At 67.1% G+C, this 18612-nt stretch carries 17 protein-coding genes; 11 read left to right on the top strand and 6 right to left on the bottom strand.

Translation table 11 applies throughout. From position 1 onward, the window contains the following. Positions 1 to 40 precede the first annotated feature (40 nt). Genes AC1DE3_RS01530 through aspS form a run of 3 tightly spaced genes read right to left on the bottom strand, consistent with a single transcriptional unit; the run spans position 41 to position 2514 of the window. Complete coding sequence (locus tag AC1DE3_RS01530; RefSeq protein WP_476779191.1) at positions 41 to 343, bottom strand: hypothetical protein; 303 nt, start codon at positions 341 to 343, stop codon at positions 41 to 43. Positions 344 to 358: 15 nt separating this feature from the next. Further along, positions 359 to 730 carry a hypothetical protein gene (locus AC1DE3_RS01535; RefSeq protein ID WP_476779190.1) on the bottom strand — a complete coding sequence of 124 codons (372 nt, stop codon included), beginning with the start codon at positions 728 to 730 and terminating at the stop codon, positions 359 to 361. 5 nt (positions 731 to 735) lie between these two features. Next, positions 736 to 2514, bottom strand: a complete 1779-nt coding sequence (gene aspS / locus AC1DE3_RS01540; RefSeq protein WP_476779357.1) for an aspartate--tRNA ligase — start codon at positions 2512 to 2514, stop codon at positions 736 to 738. A 145-nt stretch (positions 2515 to 2659) separates the two neighbouring features. Between aspS and rnd the strand changes: the two genes are divergently transcribed. Beyond that, a complete protein-coding gene (gene rnd / locus AC1DE3_RS01545; RefSeq protein ID WP_441513044.1) occupies positions 2660 to 3799 on the top strand; it encodes a ribonuclease D in 1140 nt (379 codons plus the stop codon). A 13-nt stretch (positions 3800 to 3812) separates the two neighbouring features. Here the strand turns inward: rnd and fliP are convergent, their stop codons facing one another. Together fliP and AC1DE3_RS01555 are read right to left on the bottom strand one after the other, a co-directional pair. Next, positions 3813 to 4583: a flagellar type III secretion system pore protein FliP gene (gene fliP / locus AC1DE3_RS01550; protein WP_476779189.1), complete on the bottom strand. Its 771-nt coding sequence runs from the start codon at positions 4581 to 4583 to the stop codon at positions 3813 to 3815. A 158-nt stretch (positions 4584 to 4741) separates the two neighbouring features. After that, entirely contained in the window at positions 4742 to 6112 is a 1371-nt protein-coding gene (locus AC1DE3_RS01555) for a hypothetical protein (RefSeq protein ID WP_476779188.1), read from the bottom strand. A gap of 209 nt (positions 6113 to 6321) precedes the next feature. On the opposite strand from AC1DE3_RS01555, the gene flgB reads away from it, so the two are divergent. From flgB to cckA, 7 genes are all read left to right on the top strand, one after another. Continuing rightward, positions 6322 to 6723, top strand: coding sequence for a flagellar basal body rod protein FlgB (gene flgB / locus AC1DE3_RS01560; RefSeq protein WP_441513047.1), 402 nt, complete (start codon positions 6322 to 6324; stop codon positions 6721 to 6723). Positions 6724 to 6740: 17 nt separating this feature from the next. Then, positions 6741 to 7151: a flagellar basal body rod protein FlgC gene (flgC, locus tag AC1DE3_RS01565; RefSeq protein ID WP_441513048.1), complete on the top strand. Its 411-nt coding sequence runs from the start codon at positions 6741 to 6743 to the stop codon at positions 7149 to 7151. Positions 7152 to 7183: 32 nt separating this feature from the next. After that, the gene (gene fliE / locus AC1DE3_RS01570) at positions 7184 to 7507 is read left to right on the top strand and encodes a flagellar hook-basal body complex protein FliE (protein ID WP_441513049.1); all 324 of its coding nucleotides are present in this window, start codon (positions 7184 to 7186) and stop codon (positions 7505 to 7507) included. Positions 7508 to 7530: 23 nt separating this feature from the next. After that, positions 7531 to 7797, top strand: a complete 267-nt coding sequence (fliQ, locus tag AC1DE3_RS01575; protein WP_441513050.1) for a flagellar biosynthesis protein FliQ — start codon at positions 7531 to 7533, stop codon at positions 7795 to 7797. Positions 7798 to 7863: 66 nt separating this feature from the next. After that, on the top strand, positions 7864 to 8622 hold the full coding sequence (fliR, locus tag AC1DE3_RS01580) for a flagellar biosynthetic protein FliR (protein ID WP_441513051.1): 759 nt from the start codon (positions 7864 to 7866) through the stop codon (positions 8620 to 8622). A 6-nt stretch (positions 8623 to 8628) separates the two neighbouring features. After that, positions 8629 to 9696 carry a flagellar biosynthesis protein FlhB gene (gene flhB / locus AC1DE3_RS01585; RefSeq protein ID WP_476779187.1) on the top strand — a complete coding sequence of 356 codons (1068 nt, stop codon included), beginning with the start codon at positions 8629 to 8631 and terminating at the stop codon, positions 9694 to 9696. A gap of 71 nt (positions 9697 to 9767) precedes the next feature. Next, entirely contained in the window at positions 9768 to 12269 is a 2502-nt protein-coding gene (gene cckA, locus AC1DE3_RS01590; RefSeq protein ID WP_476779186.1) for a cell cycle histidine kinase CckA, read from the top strand. A 182-nt stretch (positions 12270 to 12451) separates the two neighbouring features. Here cckA and AC1DE3_RS01595 read toward each other — a convergent pair whose 3' ends face one another. Further along, entirely contained in the window at positions 12452 to 13765 is a 1314-nt protein-coding gene (locus AC1DE3_RS01595; protein WP_476852002.1) for an MFS transporter, read from the bottom strand. A gap of 285 nt (positions 13766 to 14050) precedes the next feature. Here AC1DE3_RS01595 and recA point away from each other — a divergent pair, with 285 nt between their 5' ends. From recA to AC1DE3_RS01610, 3 genes are all read left to right on the top strand, one after another. Then, positions 14051 to 15136, top strand: coding sequence for a recombinase RecA (gene recA / locus AC1DE3_RS01600; protein ID WP_441513055.1), 1086 nt, complete (start codon positions 14051 to 14053; stop codon positions 15134 to 15136). 186 nt (positions 15137 to 15322) lie between these two features. Beyond that, a complete protein-coding gene (alaS, locus tag AC1DE3_RS01605; protein WP_476779184.1) occupies positions 15323 to 17965 on the top strand; it encodes an alanine--tRNA ligase in 2643 nt (880 codons plus the stop codon). Then, positions 17966 to 18607, top strand: a complete 642-nt coding sequence (locus tag AC1DE3_RS01610; RefSeq protein WP_476779183.1) for a hypothetical protein — start codon at positions 17966 to 17968, stop codon at positions 18605 to 18607. Positions 18608 to 18612 lie beyond the last annotated feature (5 nt).

The raw sequence follows: 18612 nt of genomic DNA on the forward strand, positions 1-18612 counted from the left end.
CGGCCTTGTGGCCTCGACACAGCGCCGGACGCAAGCGAATTCAGCGCCGGGCGAGCGCGCCGATCTCGCCTTGCACGCGCTCGCGCTCCGCTGCGTCGCAGCGATGCGGCGCCTTGTAGGATTTCACGGCATAGCCGGCATTGGCCGCGATGAAGCGCTGGCGGTCCTGCCGGTCGAGCCGGGCGATGATGCGGCCGCGATCGACCCTCAAGCCGCAATCATAGGCGCGCGAAACCGTCGCGGCAGCATACTCCACGGTGCCGGCCGGCGGACCGGCAATGCTGGTGCACCCGGCAATCGCGAGGAGCATCAGCCCCGCGGCGAATGGTTTGGCAGAGGTCATGAAATCGGCAGCCGTTCAGGAGGCGTCGAAGTTCCCGCCGCGGATGCGGCCCATGCGTTCCTTGAGCTGCCCCCGCTCCTCGACCGTGCAAGGCTCAGGACGAATACCCTGATTGACGGTCTCTGCCTCGGACACGCCGACATAGGCAGAACGGGCAGCGGCGATCTGCTCGTCGCTTGCCCCACGCGCCTTCTCGGAGGCGAGGAAGCGATCGAGCGTGCCGCGCTGCGGCCTACCCGCCTTGCAGGCGGTCGCGCGCGAGATGGTCGTGGCCAGAACCGAGGCACGCCCGGCGCTGGTATCGGCCTCACCGGCGACGCAGGCGCCAAGCGGCAGCGTGAGAAGGCAGGCGAGCGACAGGGCTCGCCCGGCAGGCAGCGAAGGCATGGTGGTCAGCCGTTCTTCTCGGGCAGGTTGACCCGCAGATGCGCCTCGCGCAGCTGCTTCGGCGTCGCCTCGGCCGGTGCTCCCATCAGCAGATCGACGGCTTGCTGGTTCATCGGGAACAGCGCGACCTCGCGCAGATTCGTCGCCCCCGCCAGCAGCATGATGATGCGGTCGACGCCGGCCGCCATGCCGCCATGCGGCGGCGCGCCGTACTGGAAGGCGCGGTACATGCCGCCGAAGCGCTCGATCACGGTCTCCTCGCCATATCCGGCGATCTCGAAGGCCTTCACCATCGCCTCGGGGCGGTGGTTGCGGATACCGCCGGAGGCGAGCTCGTAGCCATTGCAGGCGATGTCGTACTGGAACGCCTTGAGCGAGAGCGGGTCTTCCTCGGTCAGCGCCTTCAGGCCGCCCTGCGGCATCGAGAAGGGGTTGTGCGAGAAATCGACCTTCTTCTCGTCCTCGTTGTACTCGAACATCGGGAAATCGACGATCCAGGCGAAGGCATAGGCGTTCTCGTCGATCAGGTTGAGCTCCTGACCGACCTTGTTGCGGGCCGAGCCTGCGAACTTCACGAACTTGTCGGGGTCGCCTGCGACGAAGAAGCAGGCATCGCCGCCCTTCAGGCCCATCTGCGCGATGATGCCGGCGACGCGCTCCGGTCCGATGTTGTTAGCGATCGGCCCCTGCCCTTCGCCGTCCTCCTTGACCATCAGGTAGCCGAGGCCGGGCTGCCCCTCGCCCTGCGCCCAGGAGTTAATGCGGTCGCAGAAGGCGCGGCTGCCGCCGCCCGGCGCCGGAATGGCCCAGACGCGGTTCTTCTCGCCCTCGAGGATGCGCGCGAAGACCTTGAAGCCCGAGCCGCGGAAATGCTCGGAAACATCCTGCATGATGAGCGGGTTGCGCAGGTCGGGCTTGTCGGAGCCGTACTTCGCCATCGCCTCGGCATAGGGAATGCGCGGCCAGTCGCGCGCGACTTTCTTACCTTCGGCGAACTCCTCGAAGACGCCGGTGATCACCGGCTCCATCGTCGCGAACACGTCCTCCTGCTCGACGAAGCTCATCTCGACGTCGAGCTGGTAGAACTCGCCCGGCAGCCGGTCGGCGCGCGGGTCCTCATCGCGGAAGCAGGGCGCGATCTGGAAGTAGCGGTCGAAGCCCGCCATCATCAGGAGCTGCTTGTACTGCTGCGGCGCCTGCGGCAGCGCGTAGAACTTGCCCGGATGCAGGCGGCTAGGCACGAGGAAGTCGCGCGCGCCTTCCGGCGAGGACGCCGTCAGGATCGGCGTCTGGAACTCGGAGAAGCCCGACTCCTTCATGCGGCGGCGCATGGAGTCGATGACCTTGGTGCGCAGCATGATGTTGTTGTGCAGCTTCTCGCGACGCAGATCGAGGAAGCGGTATTTCAGGCGCGTGTCTTCCGGGTATTCGAGATCGCCGAAGACCGGCAGCGGCAGCTCGGCCGAGGGGCCGAGCACCTCGATACCCGTCGCGAAGACCTCAACCGCGCCGGTCGGCAGGTTGGCGTTCTCGGTGCCGGCGAGGCGGGCCTTGACCTTGCCGTCGATGCGCACGACCCATTCCGAGCGCAACGTTTCGGCATCGGCAAAGGCTGGAGAATCCGGATCGATCACGACCTGCGTCATGCCGTAATGGTCGCGCAGGTCGATGAAGAGCACGCCGCCATGGTCGCGGATGCGATGGCACCAGCCGGAAAGCCGCACGGTCTGGCCGATGTCGCTCTCGCGGAGCGCGCCGCAGGTGTGGGAACGATAGCGATGCAGGGTCACGGGATCGGTCTTTCGGAAAGGCAATGGAAGCCGGCCAAATGGCGCCGGCCGCAGCTTGCGGGCTAACCACACGCGCGCGCCCGAAATGTCAAGAACGGCCGCGACATCCGGCCCCGGACTCTGCTAAGAGCCGAAGGCCATGCATCTGATCACTGATACCGCTGCCCTCGCCGCCGCCTGCGACCGCCTCGCCGCCCACCCTTTCGTGACGGTCGATACCGAGTTCCTGCGCGAGACGACCTATTATCCGAAGCTGTGCCTGATCCAGCTCGCGTCGCCGGAGGAAGCCGTTCTGGTCGATCCGCTGGCGCCCGATCTCGACCTCGCCCCGTTCTTCGGGCTGATGGTCAACGCGTCCGTGGTGAAAGTCTTCCACGCTGCCCGGCAGGACCTGGAAATCGTCTGGCTGCTCGGGCGCGTGCTGCCGGCACCGCTTTTCGACACGCAGGTCGCCGCCATGGTCTGCGGCTACGGCGACTCGGTCGGCTACGAGCAGCTCGCCAACGATCTCGCCAAGGCCCGCATCGACAAGTCCTCCCGCTTCACCGACTGGTCGCGCCGCCCGCTCACCGAGGCGCAGCTCGCCTATGCGGAGTCGGATGTCACCTATCTGCGCCAGATCTATCTCGCGCTGAAGGCCGATCTCGATGCGAGCGGCCGCGAGAGCTGGGTCGCCGAGGAGATGGCGGTGCTGACCTCGCCCGGGACCTACGAGGTCAAGCCCGAGAACGCCTGGCTGCGGCTGAAGGGGCGCGTCCGCAAGCCGCGCGAATTGCCGATCCTGATGGAAGTCGCCGCCTGGCGCGAGCGTGAGGCTCAGGGCCGTGACGTGCCGCGTCAGCGCGTTCTCAAGGACGATGCGCTGATGGACATCGTCCAGCGCGGCCCACGCACGGTCGAAGCCCTTGCTGAGTTGCGCTCCGTCCCCAATGGCTTCGAGCGCTCGCGCAACGGTGCCGAGGTTCTCGCGGCGATCGAGCGCTCGGCCGCGATCGATCCCAAGACCTTACCCAGGCTGGAGCGCGAACGCGGCCGGCCGGCGAACGGCGCCGTGCTCGACCTGCTCAAGGTCCTGCTCAAGGCGGTGGCCGATGCCGAGCGCGTCGCGCCGAAGATCATCGCCTCGAGCGACGACCTCGAAGCCATCGCGTCGGATGAGCTTTCGGATGTTCCCGCGCTCAAGGGTTGGCGCCGCGAGGTCTTCGGCGAGAAGGCCCTGGCTTTGAAGAACGGCTCGCTCAGCCTGCGTATCCAGCGCGGCCGGGTCGTGGTGAGCTAGCAGGCCCGGCAGCCTAGCCGCCGACGCCGTAGCTCTTCACCAGCGAGCCCGTCACCAGTCCCCAGCCGTCGACCAGGACGAAGAAGATCAGCTTGAACGGCAGCGCCACCGTCACCGGCGGCAGCATCATCATGCCCACCGACATCAGGATCGAGGCCACCACGAGGTCGATAATCAGGAAGGGCACGAACAGCAGGAATCCGATCTCGAAGGCGCGCCGGAGTTCCGAGATCATGAAGGCGGGGACGAGCACCTCGACGCCGACATCCTGCGGCTGCTGCGGGCGCGGCCCCTGCGACATGTCGAGGAAGAGCGCGAGATCCTTCTCGCGGACATGCCTGAGCATGAACGTCTTGAAGGGCACGACGCCGCGGTTATAGGCCTCCTGCGGCTGAATCTGCCCTGCGACCAGCGGCTGGATGGCGTTGGTGTAGGCCTCCCGCAGCGTCGGCGCCATGACGAATCCGGTGAGGAACAGTGAGAGCCCGATGATGACGGCGTTGGGCGGCGCCGTCTGCGTGCCCAGCGCCGAGCGCAGCAGCGACAGCACCACCACGATCCGGGTGAACGAGGTCACCATGATCAGGATCGACGGCGCCAGCGACAGCACCGTGATGACGGCGATGAGTTGCAGCGCCCGTTCGGCGACGCCACCGCCCTGCCCCAGATCGAGCGACAGGGTCTGCGGCAGCGCCGGCGTGGCCTGCAGCGCAAGCAGCAGGGCGGCGGCCAGCAGGGCGCGCCCGAAACGATAGCGTCTCGCTGGTCTGAAACTCGGTGTCACACGCGGCTGCCGCTACGCCCGACTCACGCGATCGGACGGGAGGAGGCTAGCCACGGCAAAACGCCGCGCAACACATGCGCGGCGTCCCGGGGCCCGAGGGCCGACATTCCTGTTGATGGCCGCGGGTGTGGGCCGGCGGCGCGATAGCCGAGATCGTCTTAGGACTTCGCCTTGGGGTCGCGCCCGAGCAGGCGGGCGAACTCGGCCTCGATGGCATCGACCGAGAACGGATCGAGCTCCTTCGACTCGGGCTCGGCCGGCTTGTCTGCCTTGGGGGCAGCTTCGGGCTCGGGCTTGGCTTGGGGCTTCGCCTCTGGCTCGGGCGTGGCTTCTTGCCGAGGCTCCGGCTTCGCGACGGCCGCGAAAGCCTCCTCGAACTCGTCCTCAATGATCACCGGCGTGGGCTCGCTCGGCTTGGGAGGAACAACAGGCGGCGGCGGCTCCGGCGCCTTCGTCTCGACCGGCTTAGGTTCGGGAGCCTTAACCGCAGGCGCAGGAGCAGGCACCGCGGGAGCGGGCTTGGGAGCCGCGCGCTCCGGTGTCAGCCCCAGCGCGGCCGCAAGTTCCGCCTCGACATCGCTCGGCAGCACCGGCTGTCGCATCGGCGCGGCCGGGATCGGAGCCGGTTCAGGCTTCGGAACAACCTTCGGCTCGGGCACAGGCGGCGGCTCGACGGCCGGCTTCGGCGCTTCGGTAACCGGCTTCTCGAAGGGCCTGACCGGCGGCACCGGCGGCTTCACCGGCGGGGCAGCGCTCTCCTGCGAGGCTTCGCCCGGCAGATTGGCTGGGCGCACAGCCGAGAAGGGGCGCTTCAGCGCCTCTTCGAGCTGGCGCGTCATGTCGTCGAGCTCGCCCGCGCTGACCGCCGGCGGCGGCGCATGTTCGCGCGCGAAACTCGGGGCCGGACCTGTCGTCAGCGGCGGGATCGGTGCCGGCGGCGCGGGAGGTACGAAAGGCTTCGGCGCCGGCTGCGTCTCGCCGCCGGCGAGGCCGAGGGCAGCTGCAACCCCCGCGCTCGCGGCGGCAGTGGCCGCGATATCGCCATGCGCCGGCCCCGAACGCGTCGGCAGCGGCGGCAGAACATCGGGGGCCTCGGTGACGGCAGGCGTCCTGCGCGGTTCGTCGCCGGCGCGCGCGGGCGGTTCGGCCGGCGGAACCAGCGTCTCGAACGGCGGCAGCGGACGGTCGGGCAGCGCCGTCTCATTGTAGTTCGGCGCGGCCGCGCGGCCCCCGCTTCGCAGGATATTGGCTTCGACCACGACGTCGGAGGCACCGCCGATCATGACGAGATGCTCGACATTGTCGCGCCTGATGAGAACGAGCTGGCGCTGGCGGTCGAGATCGTAGCTGTCGACGACACCGAGACGCGGCTGGCGCTGGCGACCGCCGGCATGGCCGCGCAGCCGCAACCGGCCGCCCTGGATCTGCCGCACGAACAGTCCGAGCAGGGCGAGAAGCACAAGGATGACGACAGAGGCGACGATCACCTTCTGCGCGGTCGAGAGTTCCAATCCGAACAAGCTCTGCAAGGTCTGCCTCATCTGCGAAGACGGCCCCGAGCGGCCGAAGTTCCGCACGAGGTTCAACACCTTAGCTATAGCATAACGCTTTCACCATCGGGAAACATGGTGAATGCGTGGTTAACGCGACCTGTGAAATGCCGCAGATTTAACTGCCTGTTAACCATGAGCCCGGCAGGATTTGCCTAGTATCGGGCAATGCAGCGAGGAGCTGGGCCATGGCTAATGACGGCTTGAGCATCGGCGGCGGCCTGATGCAGGCGCTGAAACTGCGCATGCAGTACCAGCAGTCGCGCCAGAAGATTCTGGCCGAGAACGTCGCCAATGCCGACAGCCCCGGCTTCCGCCCGGTCGACCTGAAGCCGCCAAGTGTCGACCCCGCTCGCGCCGGTGTGGCTCTCGCCCAGACCAGCGCCGGCCATATGAGCCTGTCCGCCGGCAATGGCGGCTTCGACGGCACCGGCGCCCCGCGCTTCGAGACCACGCCGAACGGCAATGCGGTGAACCTCGAGGACGAGATGCTCAAGGTCGCGCAGAACCAGTCCGACTATCAGCTGGCCGCCTCGCTCTACAGCAAGGGGCTCGGCCTGATGAAAATCGCCATCGGCAAGGGACGCTAAAGGTTGGGACGCCGATCATGGATCTGATCAAGAGCATCGCCGTCGCCGCTTCGGGCCTGCGCAGCCAGTCCGGCCGCATGCGCGTCATTTCGGAGAACATCGCCAACGCCGATTCCGGCCCCGAGCGCGCGGGGGCCGATCCCTATCGCCGCAAGGTTCCCACCTTCCAGCGCCATTTCGACCGCGAGCTCGATGCCCAGCTTGTCGCGCTCGGGAAGGTCCAGCGCGACCAGAGCGCTTTCAAGGTCAAGCACGAGCCGGGCAATCCGGTCGCCGACGCCAACGGCGACGTGAAGATGCCCAACGTCAATTCGCTGGTCGAGATGGTCGACATGCGCGAGGCCCAGCGCAGCTACGAGGCCAATCTCAACCTGATCTCTTCGACGCGCCGGATGATCCAGCGCACCATCGACATCCTGCGCGCCTGAACCGCGCGGCTCCAGAAGGGGACTGAACCGCCATGGCTACTCCGGGTTTCGCCGCGGGCGCCTACGCCTCCATCCAGGGGATGGGCGCCGGAAATCTGATGCGCAAGCCGCTCGTCACGGGCGCGTCGGAAACGGGCGGACCGGATTTCTCCGCCCTGCTTGGCAAGGCGCTCGACGCGACCGCCGAGGCCGGCCGCAAGGCCGATACCCAGACCGCCACCGTTGCCGGCGGCCGGGCCGACATCGTCAATGTCGTCACAGCAGTGGCCGAGAGCGAGGCTGCGATCGAGACGCTGGTCGCAGTGCGCGACCGCGTGATCGCGGCCTATGAAGAAATCATGCGGATGCCGGTCTGACGGCCAAGGGATCGGGAAAAACCATGACCTCCGGAGCCATTCTCGACATCGCGCGCGACGGCATCGTCGTCTTCCTCAAGGTCGGTGGACCGCTGATGGTGATCGCGCTCGTCGTCGGCCTCGCCGTCTCGCTGGTGCAGGCGCTGACCCAGATCCAGGAACAGACTCTCGTCTTCGTCCCGAAGATCGTCGCCGTCTTTGCCGCGCTGATGCTGTTTCTGCCATTCATGGGTGACGCGCTGGCGGGTTATATGGGGCGAGTCGCCGCCCGAATCGCCACGGGCGGATGATCCTGTCGCGACTGCAGCCGGCCCGCGCCGGCGTGCAGTTCTTGGCGTAAAGGTGCCCGCGGCACGATGCAGATCGCGATCCTGCCCGAGATCAGCGCCCTTTTCGTGCTCGTCTTCGCGCGCGTCGGCACGCTCGTCATGCTGATGCCCGGCATCGGCGAGCGCTTCATCTTTTCGCGCTCGCGGCTGTCGCTCGCCTTCTTCATCGCCCTGATGATCGTGCCCGTGGCCCGCCCCTCCCTGCGCATCCCGCCCGACGTCTCCGGCATCGTCGCGCTGCTCATCGGCGAATTGCTCATCGGCCTGATCATCGGCGTCTGCGCGCGACTGGTGATGGCCTGCCTACAGACGGCCGGCACGCTCGTAGCCCAGAGCATGGGCCTGGGCTTCGCGATGACGGTCGATCCGACCGGCGGCCTGCAGAACCCATCGATCGGCAACTTCCTGACCATGCTCGGGACCACGCTGATCCTGACGACCGATCTGCACCACATCGCCATCGCGGCGATCCATGAAAGCTATCGCCTGCTGCCGCCGGGCGGCGTGCCCGAGATGCCGGATATCCTGACGCTCGCGGTTCAGTCGGCGGCGCGCGGCTTCTCGCTCGCCGTGCAGATCTCCGCGCCCTTCCTCGTCTTCGGCCTGCTGTTCAATCTAGGGCTCGGCGTGCTCGCACGGATGATGCCGCAGCTTCAGGTCTTCTTTCTCGCCGTGCCGGCCTCGATCCTCGGCGGAATGCTTGTCCTGCTCGTCGTCGTCGGCGTGATGATGAGCGTCTTCCTCAACGATCTCGGCGCGTTCCTGCGCCAGTTCACGGGAGGCTGACGCGCGATGGCCGAAGATACCGAGAACGAGGACAGGACAGAGGACCCGACCCAGCGCAAGCTGGACGAGGCCACCGAGAAAGGCGACATACCCCGATCGCAGGAGATCGGCACCTTCTTCGTGCTCAGCGGCTTCACGCTGGCCCTGCTGGTCGCGGCCGGCTGGTCGGCCCGCGACGCGATGTTGTCACTGCGTTCCTTCCTGATGAATGCCCATCAGGTGCCGCCGGACGGCGCTGCCTTCATGCAGGTCACGCGGCAGGGCGTGTTAACCGGCTTCATGGCGCTCGGCCTGCCTTTCGCCTTCATCCTTTGCGCCGGGCTCGCTGGCGCCGTGCTGCAGCACAAGCCGCTCTGGACCTTCGAGCCGCTGATGCCGAAATTCAATCGCATCTCCCCGATGGCGGGCGCCAAGCGCATGTTCGGCAAGGAGGCCTGGATCAATTTCGCCAAGGGCCTCGCCAAGACCACGCTGATCGGCACCGTGGTCTGGATCACGCTCTGGAATCAGCACGACAGGCTCGAGGCCTTCGTGCAGATGAATGTGTCGGCCCTGATGCCCGCGACGCTCTCGCTCGCCATCAAGCTGATGGGCGCGGTGCTCGCCCTCTTCGCCATCGTCGCCATCGGCGATTTCGCCTGGCAGCGCTTCAGCTGGTACCAGCGCCAGAAGATGACGAAGCAGGAGATCAAGGAGGAGTTCAAGAACTCCGAAGGCAATCCCGAGGTCAAGGCGAAGCTGCGCCAGATCCGCGCCCAGCGCGTGCGCAAGCGCATGATGGCCGCAGTACCGAAGGCGACGGTGATCATCACGAACCCGACCCACTTCGCCGTAGCCCTGCAATACGAGCCCGGCATGGCTGCGCCGCTCTGCCTGGCGAAAGGCGTCGACACCATGGCCCTCAAGATCCGCGAAGTCGCCGGCGAACACCGCGTGCCGATCATCGAGAACCCGCCGCTGGCGCGCGCGCTTTACGCGACGGTCGACATCGACCAAGAAATTCCTGTCGAACACTATCAGGCGGTCGCCGAAGTCATCGGTTACGTCTTGCGCCTGAAGGGCCGGCGCGCCTAACTCGGCGACGATGCGAAGAAGGATGGCCGCAGCGTTCCCGGTGCGGCCCAGCAGCGAACGGACTTCACCGCATGAGCGGCACCACGGCGACCACGATCGATCGCTCCGACAAGCCCGGCCATATCGGCATCATCCTGCTGGTTGCGGGCCTGCTCGTCGGCGCCGCCATCGCGCTCGGCTTCCTCGCCAATGAATGGGCGCAGCCGCTCATCCTCGGATTGCTGGCCCTGCTCTCGGTCGTGGGCGTCTTCGGCCTCTTCGCCTTCGCCATCGGCCTCGTCCAGTTCTCCGGCCGTGCCGCCCGCAACGACCTCACCAAGACGATCGTCGACGGCGCCGATGAGGGCATCGTCGTCACGGAGGGCGAGAACGAGATCGTCTACGCCAACGAGGCCTATCTGGTGCTGGCGGGCGCCACGGGCGCGAACGACCTCAAGCCGGTCGGGCGTCTGTTGACCGGCCGCGCCGACGTCTCGGAGGCGATCTACCGGCTCGCCGCGGCCGCCCGCGAGAACCGCCGCCTGGTCGAGGAGGTGCGTCTCGAACCGGCGCTGAGCGGGCGCGGTGCGGTCGGCTGGTACCGCGTGCGGGTCACGCCGGTGCGGCGCGAGACCGGCAATGCCACGCTCTGGTCGGTCGCCGACATCACGCCCGAGCGCGAGCGGCAGGAGAACGCCTTCCAGGAGCTGCAGCACGCGATCGACTATCTCGACCACGCACCGGCCGGCTTCATCTCGATCGACGCCGACGGCGAGGTCTCCTATCTCAACGCCACGCTGTCGAGCTGGCTCGATTTCGACCTTGCCCGCTTCGGCTCCGGCGGCCTGCAACTCGACGACATCTGCACGCCCGCCGCCGCCGCGCTGATCCAGGCCATCCGCGGCCAGCCCGGCGATGTCCGCGTCGAGGTCCTCGACGTCGATCTGAAGCGCCGCAACGGCAATCCGCTGCCGGTGCGGCTGCATCATCAGGTCGCTTTCGGGCAGGACGGCCGCGCCGGCCCCTCCCGCACGCTGGTCCTCAACCGTGCCCCAGGCGAAGCCGGCGCCGATCGCGGCAGCGATGCCGAGGTCCGCTTCGCCCGCTTCTTCCACTCGACGCCGATGGCGATCGCCACCGTCGACAAGAGCGGCGCCATCCTGCGCTCGAACGCCGCCTTCGCCCGGCTTGCCCCATCCGGCACGCAGCCCCGCACGATCCACGATCTCGTCACGCCCGATTCCGGTCTGGATCGCTCCCTGGCCGAGGTTGTTGAGGGCAGCGCCACGGTGAGCCCGCTGGATCTCTCCCTCTCCGGCGAGGATGGCCGCTCGGCCAAGCTCTACCTCACCCCGGTTTCGGCCTCAGAGGACGGCGACGGCGAGCGTGCCATCGTCTATGCGCTGGAGACCACGGCCGAGCGCAAGCTGCGCGACAACATGGACCAGGCGGGCAAGATGCAGGCCGTCGGCCAGCTCGCCGGCGGCATCGCGCACGACTTCAACAACGTGCTGCAGGTCATCATCAACGCCTCCGAGTTCCTCCTCGCGAGCCATCGGCCGACCGACCCGTCCTTCCCGGACATCATGCAGATCAAGCAGAACGCCTACCGCGCCGCCGCGCTGGTCCGGCAACTGCTCGCCTTCTCGCGCCGCCAGACCCTGCGTCCGCAGGTGCTGGAACTCGGCGAGGTGCTCTCCGACCTGTCGCTGATGCTGAAGCGCGTCGTCGCCGACAAGGTGACGCTCGACGTGCGGCAGGGCCGCGACCTCTGGCCGGTCAAGGCCGATCTTGGCCAGCTCGAGCAGGTCATCGTCAACCTCGCCGTCAACGCCCGCGACGCCATGCCGGACGGCGGCAAGCTGACGGTGCGAACCCGCAACGTTGCCCGCGAGGACTGCGTGAGCTTCAGCCACGCCGCCCTGCCCGCCGACGACTACGTGCTGCTCGAAGTCGAGGACAGCGGAACCGGCATCCCGCAGGAGCATCTCGACAAGATCTTCGAGCCCTTCTTCACCACCAAGGAGGTCGGCAAGGGCACCGGCCTCGGCCTCTCGATGGTCTACGGCATCGTCAAGCAGACCGGCGGCTATGTCTTCGTCGATTCCACCGTCGGCAAGGGCACGGCCTTCCAGATCTTCCTGCCGCGCCATGTCCCGAGCCAGGAGGAAATCGCCGCCGAGGCCGCGGCCAAGGAAGCGCCCAAGAAGCTCGCCGCCGACCACACCGGCGCCGGCATCATTCTGCTGGTAGAGGACGAGGACGCGGTGCGCGCGCTGAACGCGCGCATGCTGGTTTCGCGCGGCTACACCGTCCACGAAGCCGCCTCCGGCGTCGAGGCGCTCGATCTCTTCCTCAAGAACGACGGCCAGATCGACCTCGTCGTTTCCGACGTGGTCATGCCCGAGATGGATGGCCCGACCTTGCTGGGCGAGTTGCGCAAGCGCAACCCGAACACCAAGGTCGTCTTCGTCTCCGGCTATGCCGAGGAGGCTTTCCGCAAGAACCTGCCCGAGGGCGAGGACTTTCACTTCCTGCCCAAGCCCTTCACGATGAAGCAGCTCGTCGAGACGGTGAAGGCGGCGATGGGCTGAAGGAGCCGTGTCGTCATCTCCGGAGCAGGCCGGTGGCCTGAGCCCAGGATCGACGAGCGCGACGATGTTCCGGACGTCGTCATCCTCGCCCTTGTGGAGAGCATCCACGTCTTGAACACGACGCTTGCCCAGCGCAGACGTGGATGGTCGGGACAAGCCCGACCATGACGCAAAGCCCCCCCTCAGCGCGCCGCAGCCGCGCCGACATCCCCGCCCTCCCGCGAAACCAGCGCGCTCACCCCGATCAGTGCCAGGATCGTGATCGCGGCCGAGAGGCTGAGATAATAGCCGACGAAGGGCAGGCCCTTCTCGGTCGCGAGCCAGGTCGCGACGTAAGGAGCGAGCGAGGCGCCGACGATCCCGCCGAGATTGAAGGTGAGTGAGGCGCCGGTATAGCGAACGGAGGTCGGGAACATCTCCGCCAGCGCCGTGCCCAGCGGCCCGTAGGTGAAGCCCATCAGCGACAGCCCGACGACGAAGAAGGCGAGCACGCCGAGGGTGCTGCCCGAGCCGAAGAGTGGCGCCAGCACGAAGCCGAAAACGGCAATGCCCAGCGTCGTCGCCAACAGGGTCTGCCGGCGCCCGAAGCGATCGGCCAGCACGGCCGAGACCGGAATGGTCAGGCCGAAGAACACGACCCCGATCATCTGCAGCGGCAGGAACTGATCGCGCGAAAAACCGAGCTTCGTCGTGCCCCAGCTCAGCGAGAACACGGTCATCAGGTAGAACAGCGCGAAGGTCGCGAGCGCCGCGAAAGTGCCGCAGAGCAGCGCGAGCTTGTGCTCGGCGAAGACGCTGACGAAGGGCACGCGCACCCGTTCGTGCTTCTCCATCGCCTTGCGGAAAGCAGGAGTTTCGCTGATCCGGAGGCGGACATAGAGCCCCATGAAGACGAGCAATGCGCTGGCGATGAACGGGATGCGCCAGCCGAAGCTGAAGAACTGCTCATCGGTCAGCAGCGCGTCGAGCGCGAGGAAGCTGCCGGTCGCGAGGATGAAGCCCACAGGCGCGCCGAGTTGCGGGAACATGCCGTACCAGGCCGATTTGCCGGGAGGGGCATTCTCAGTCGCGAGCAGCACCGCCCCGCCCCACTCGCCCCCGAGGCCGAGCCCCTGCCCAAGCCGGCAGAGCGCCAGCAGCAGCGGCGCGAGCACGCCGACCGCGGCATAGGTTGGCAGCAGGCCGATGGCCACGGTCGAGAGCCCCATCGTAATCAGCGCGGCGACGAGCGTCGCCTTGCGGCCGATGCGATCGCCGAAATGGCCGAAGATGGCGGCGCCGATCGGCCGCGCGAAGAAGGCGATCGCGAAGGTCGCGAAGGACTGGAGCATGGCGGTGGTCGGATCGCCGCCCGGGAAGAACAGCTTCGGGAACACGATCACCGCGGCCGTCGCATAGATATAGAAGTCGAAGAACTCGATCGTCGTGCCGATCAGGCTCGCCAGCAGGATGCGTCGCGGCGAGTTCGGGGCCGTTTGGGCGGGGGCGGAGGACACGTTGGCAACTTTCGAAAACAAATGGAGATTCCCCGCGCAATAACAGGAAACGGCAGGCGCCGGGATGGGAAACGCAGCGGCCAGCCATGCACCAATCGCATACGATGAGGGCCACAAGAAATACCGCATGATAAAATGGCATGACGGGAGGCTCAAATTGCCTCTCCTGACACAAGCTGACATACAGAACAAAAAAAGAACTTGCTGGCGGGAACAAAGAGTGATCATTCTGCTGTCAAGACTGATTGAGATGTCCCCTTGGCCCTGCCATAAGGAGCCCGAACTGTGAATCAGGCAAACCTCAGACTTGTGGAAGGCTCCTCGATGGACAAGGCCAAGGCGCTCGATGCAGCGCTCTCCCAGATCGAACGCGCCTTCGGCAAGGGTTCGATCATGCGGCTCGGCAAGAACCCGCAGGCGATCGAGATCGAGACGATCTCGACGGGCTCGCTTGGCCTCGACATCGCGCTGGGTGTCGGCGGCCTGCCCAAGGGCCGCGTCATCGAGATCTACGGGCCTGAATCCTCGGGCAAGACGACGCTGGCGCTGCACACCATCGCCGAGGCGCAGAAGAAGGGCGGCGTCTGCGCCTTCGTCGATGCCGAACATGCGCTCGATCCGGTCTATGCCCGCAAGCTCGGCGTCAATCTCGACGACCTGCTGATCTCCCAGCCCGACACCGGCGAACAGGCGCTCGAGATCACCGACACCCTCGTCCGCTCCGGGGCGATCGATGTGCTCGTGGTCGATTCCGTCGCAGCGCTCACGCCCCGCGCCGAAATCGAAGGCGAGATGGGCGATGTCCAACCTGGCCTGCAGGCTCGCCTGATGAGCCAGGCGCTGCGCAAGCTCACGGCCTCGATCTCGCGCTCGAATTGCATGGTGATCTTCATCAACCAGATCCGCATGAAGATCGGCGTGATGTACGGCTCGCCTGAGACCACCACCGGCGGCAACGCGCTCAAGTTCTACGCCTCCGTGCGCCTCGACATCCGCCGCGTCTCGACGCTGAAGGAGCGGGACGAGGCGACCGGCAACCAGGTCCGCGTCAAGGTCGTGAAGAACAAGGTCGCGCCGCCCTTCAAGCAGGTCGAGTTCGACATCATGTTCGGCGAGGGCATCTCGAAGGTCGGCGAGCTGATCGACCTCGGCGTCAAGGCAGGCATGGTCGAGAAGTCGGGCGCCTGGTTCTCCTTCGACAGCCAGCGTCTTGGCCAGGGCCGCGAGAACGCCAAGACCTTCCTCAAGAACAACCCCGATCTCGCCGCGAAGATCGAGGCCACGATCCGGCAGAACTCCGGCCTCGTCGCCGACCGCATCCTCGACCAGGCGAACCCGACCGACGACGATCTCGACGAGGGCGAGGCCTGAGCCGGACTGCTCTGGCGCGGAACGATGCAAGGGCGGCCTTCGGGCCGCCCTTTTCGTTTGAGAATAAAGCCTTGCAGGGTGTGCGCTGCGTCAAGCTTTCTGGACAGGGGCGGGCCGCCTGACTAGAACCGGACCTTCCTGCCGGACCTGCCCGGCCCCTGCCCGAGTTGAGAAGCGCAAACAGCGATGAGCGGCGTCAACGATATCCGGTCGACCTTCCTCGACTACTTCAAGTCCAACGGCCATGAAGTCGTGCCGTCGAGCCCGCTCGTACCGCGCAACGACCCAACGCTGATGTTCGCCAATTCGGGCATGGTGCAGTTCAAGAACGTCTTCACCGGGCAGGAGAAGCGTCCCTATTCGCGCGCCACCACCTCCCAGAAATGCGTGCGCGCCGGCGGCAAGCACAACGACCTCGACAATGTCGGCTACACCGCGCGCCACCACACCTTCTTCGAGATGCTGGGGAACTTCTCCTTCGGCGACTATTTCAAGGAACAGGCGATCCATCACGCCTGGACGCTGGTCACGCGCGAATTCGGCCTGCCGAAGGATAAGCTCCTCGTTACCGTCTATTCCGAGGACGACGAGGCCCATGGCCTGTGGAAGAAGATCGCCGGCCTGACCGACGACAAGATCATCCGCATCCCGACCTCGGCGAATTTCTGGCGCATGGGCGACACCGGCCCCTGCGGCCCTTGCTCCGAGATCTTCTTCGATCACGGCGACCATATCTGGGGCGGCCCGCCCGGCTCTCCCGAGGAAGACGGCGACCGCTTCATCGAGATCTGGAACCTCGTGTTCATGCAATACGAGGAGGCTGCAGGTGGCATCCGCACCAATCTGCCCCGCCCCTCGATCGACACCGGCATGGGGCTGGAGCGCATCGCCGCCGTGCTCCAGGGCACGCATGACAACTACAATATCGATTTGTTCCGCGCCCTGATCAGCGCCATCGCCGACCTGACCTCCGTCGATGCAGATGGGCCGATGAAGGCGAGCCACCGCGTCATCGCCGACCATCTGCGCTGCTCCGCCTTCCTGATCGCCGACGGCGTGCTGCCCTCCAACGAGGGCCGCGGCTACGTCCTGCGCCGGATCATGCGCCGTGGCATGCGCCATGCGCAGCTCCTCGGCGCCAAGGAGCCGCTGCTCTACAAGCTCGTCCCGGCTCTGACCCGCGAGATGGGCCGCGCCTATCCCGAATTGCTGCGCGCTGAGGCGCTGATCACCGAGACGCTGAAGCTCGAGGAAACCCGCTTCCGCACCACGCTGGCGCGCGGCCTCACCCTGCTCGACGACGCCTCGAAGGATCTTACTGCCGGCCAGAGCCTCAAGGGCGACGTCGCCTTCACGCTCTACGACACCTACGGCTTCCCGCTCGACCTGACGCAGGACGCGCTGCGCGCCCGCGAGATCACAGTCGATACCGAGGGCTTCGATGCCGCCATGCAGCAGCAGAAGGCCAAGGCGCGTGCCGCCTGGTCCGGCTCCGGCGAGGCTGCGACCGAGACGCTCTGGTTCCCATTGCGCGACAAGCTCGGAGCCACCGAGTTCCTCGGCTACGACACCGAGACGGCCGAGGGCGTGGTCACCGCCCTGATCCGCGACAACGCCGAAGTCCCGTCGCTGAAGGCCGGCGAGAGCGGCTTCATGCTGGTCAACCAGACGCCGTTCTACGGCGAGTCCGGCGGCCAGGTCGGCGATGCCGGTCTCGTCCGCGGCGCCGACACGGTCGCCGAGGTCACGGACGTCCAGAAGAAGCTCGGCGATGTCTTCGCCCATGCCGTCACGGTCAAGGAAGGCGAATTGCAGCTCGGCCAACCGGTCGAGCTGATCGTCGACCGCGAGCGCCGCACCGCGATCCGCGCCAACCATTCGGCGACCCACCTGCTGCACGAGGCGCTGCGCCTCGTCCTCGGCGACCACGTCGCGCAGAAGGGCTCACTGGTCTCGCCCGATCGTCTGCGCTTCGACTTCTCGCATCCCAAGCCGATCAGCGAGGAGGAACTGCGCGAGGTCGAGGAGATCGCCAACGCCATCGTGCTGAAGAACGAGCCGGTGACGACCCGCCTGATGAGCGTCGACGAGGCCATCGCCTCCGGCGCCCGCGCCCTCTTCGGCGAGAAGTACGGTGACGAAGTCCGCGTCGTCGCGATGGGCACGAATCCCGCCGGACGCGCCTATTCGGTCGAGCTTTGCGGCGGCACCCACGCTGCCCGCACGGGCGATATCGGCCTTGTCAGCATTGTCGGCGAGGGCGCCGTCGCGGCCGGCGTGCGCCGTCTCGAAGCGATGACCGGCAACGGAGCCCGGCTGCGCCTCAACGAGGAATCGCGCTTGCTCGAAGGGTTGGCGAGCCTCCTCAAGGTGCCGGCAACCGAGGCCGGCAACCGCCTCGCCGCGCTCATCGAAGAGCGCCGCAAGCTCGACCGCGAGCTCACCGAAGCCCGCAAGAAGCTCGCCATGGGCGGCGGCGGCGCGGCCGAGGATCCGGTGCGTGAGATCGCCGGCGCCAAGCTGCTGGCGCGCGCCGTTACCGGCATCGAGATGAAGGATTTGAAGAGCCTCGCCGACGAAGCCAAGGCGCGCGTCGGCTCCGGCGTCGTCGCCATCGTCGGCGTCGCCGATGACGGCAAGGCCGGCGTCGTCGTCGGCGTCACGCCCGATCTGACCGAGCGTTTCGACGCGGTCGCGCTGGTCCGCGCGGCCTCCGAGCAGCTTGGCGGCAAGGGCGGCGGCGGTCGCCGCGACATGGCCCAGGCCGGCGGGCCGGACGGCAGCAAGGCGCAGGCCGCGCTCGACGCCGTCGCGGCTGCGATGGGCTGAATGACGGTCGGCGGGACAGGCCAGGCGCTCTCCCGCCGCGGCCTCCTCCTGGCTGTCGGCTTCTGGCCGGCGGCCGCTTTGGCGCAGAAGAAGCCGGCTCCTCCGACCGAGCCCGGCATGTCGGCCGCGCGGACGATCATGGCCGGCGCGCCGCTGAGTGTCTTCCTCACCCGGGCGCCGCAGGGTGCGCGCCTCGCGATCGCCCGGCCCGATGATGCCGCCAGCAGCGCCATCGTCGTCGTCGAGCCGCGCAACACGGTTCCCGCCCTGCCGACTCCCGGCCTCGCCGGAATCTATGAGCTGCGCCTCACCGTCGCGAAGGACGGCGCTCCTGCGATCCTGCTGCGCCAGCCGCTTGTCACCACCGAGCCCAGCGCGACGCTAGCCGCGCCCGCCCGCGTCGGCCGCGGCCAGGCGCTGCCGGTGCGCGGCATCGGGCCGAACGGTGATCAGGATCGTGTCGTGCTGGTTCCGGCCGACTCCCCCGTCGAGGCCGAAGGCCCGCGGTTCTTTCCGGCGGAGAATGTCGAAGCCGTGCTCGAAGCGCCGGAACAATCCGGCCCATACGAGCTCCGCTATGTCATGAACGCGCCTGTCAGCGGGCTGCGCATTCTCGCCCGCCATCCCGTCGTCGTGGAGTGATCGGG

Source organism: Allobosea sp. 10L417 (genome assembly GCF_056395485.1).

Excerpts from the sequence above, each read along its gene's own strand:
- flhB (WP_476779187.1), top strand. The coding sequence starts at position 8,629 with ATGGCCGAAGATACCGAGAACGAGGACAGGACAGAGGACCCGACCCAG.
- flgB (WP_441513047.1), top strand. The coding sequence starts at position 6,322 with ATGGCTAATGACGGCTTGAGCATCGGCGGCGGCCTGATGCAGGCGCTG.
- AC1DE3_RS01535 (WP_476779190.1), bottom strand. The coding sequence starts at position 730 with ATGCCTTCGCTGCCTGCCGGGCGAGCCCTGTCGCTCGCCTGCCTTCTC.
- fliR (WP_441513051.1), top strand. The coding sequence starts at position 7,864 with ATGCAGATCGCGATCCTGCCCGAGATCAGCGCCCTTTTCGTGCTCGTC.
- fliE (WP_441513049.1), top strand. The coding sequence starts at position 7,184 with ATGGCTACTCCGGGTTTCGCCGCGGGCGCCTACGCCTCCATCCAGGGG.
- AC1DE3_RS01610 (WP_476779183.1), top strand. The coding sequence starts at position 17,966 with ATGACGGTCGGCGGGACAGGCCAGGCGCTCTCCCGCCGCGGCCTCCTC.
- AC1DE3_RS01530 (WP_476779191.1), bottom strand. The coding sequence starts at position 343 with ATGACCTCTGCCAAACCATTCGCCGCGGGGCTGATGCTCCTCGCGATT.
- alaS (WP_476779184.1), top strand. The coding sequence starts at position 15,323 with ATGAGCGGCGTCAACGATATCCGGTCGACCTTCCTCGACTACTTCAAG.
- rnd (WP_441513044.1), top strand. The coding sequence starts at position 2,660 with ATGCATCTGATCACTGATACCGCTGCCCTCGCCGCCGCCTGCGACCGC.
- flgC (WP_441513048.1), top strand. The coding sequence starts at position 6,741 with ATGGATCTGATCAAGAGCATCGCCGTCGCCGCTTCGGGCCTGCGCAGC.
- cckA (WP_476779186.1), top strand. The coding sequence starts at position 9,768 with ATGAGCGGCACCACGGCGACCACGATCGATCGCTCCGACAAGCCCGGC.
- fliQ (WP_441513050.1), top strand. The coding sequence starts at position 7,531 with ATGACCTCCGGAGCCATTCTCGACATCGCGCGCGACGGCATCGTCGTC.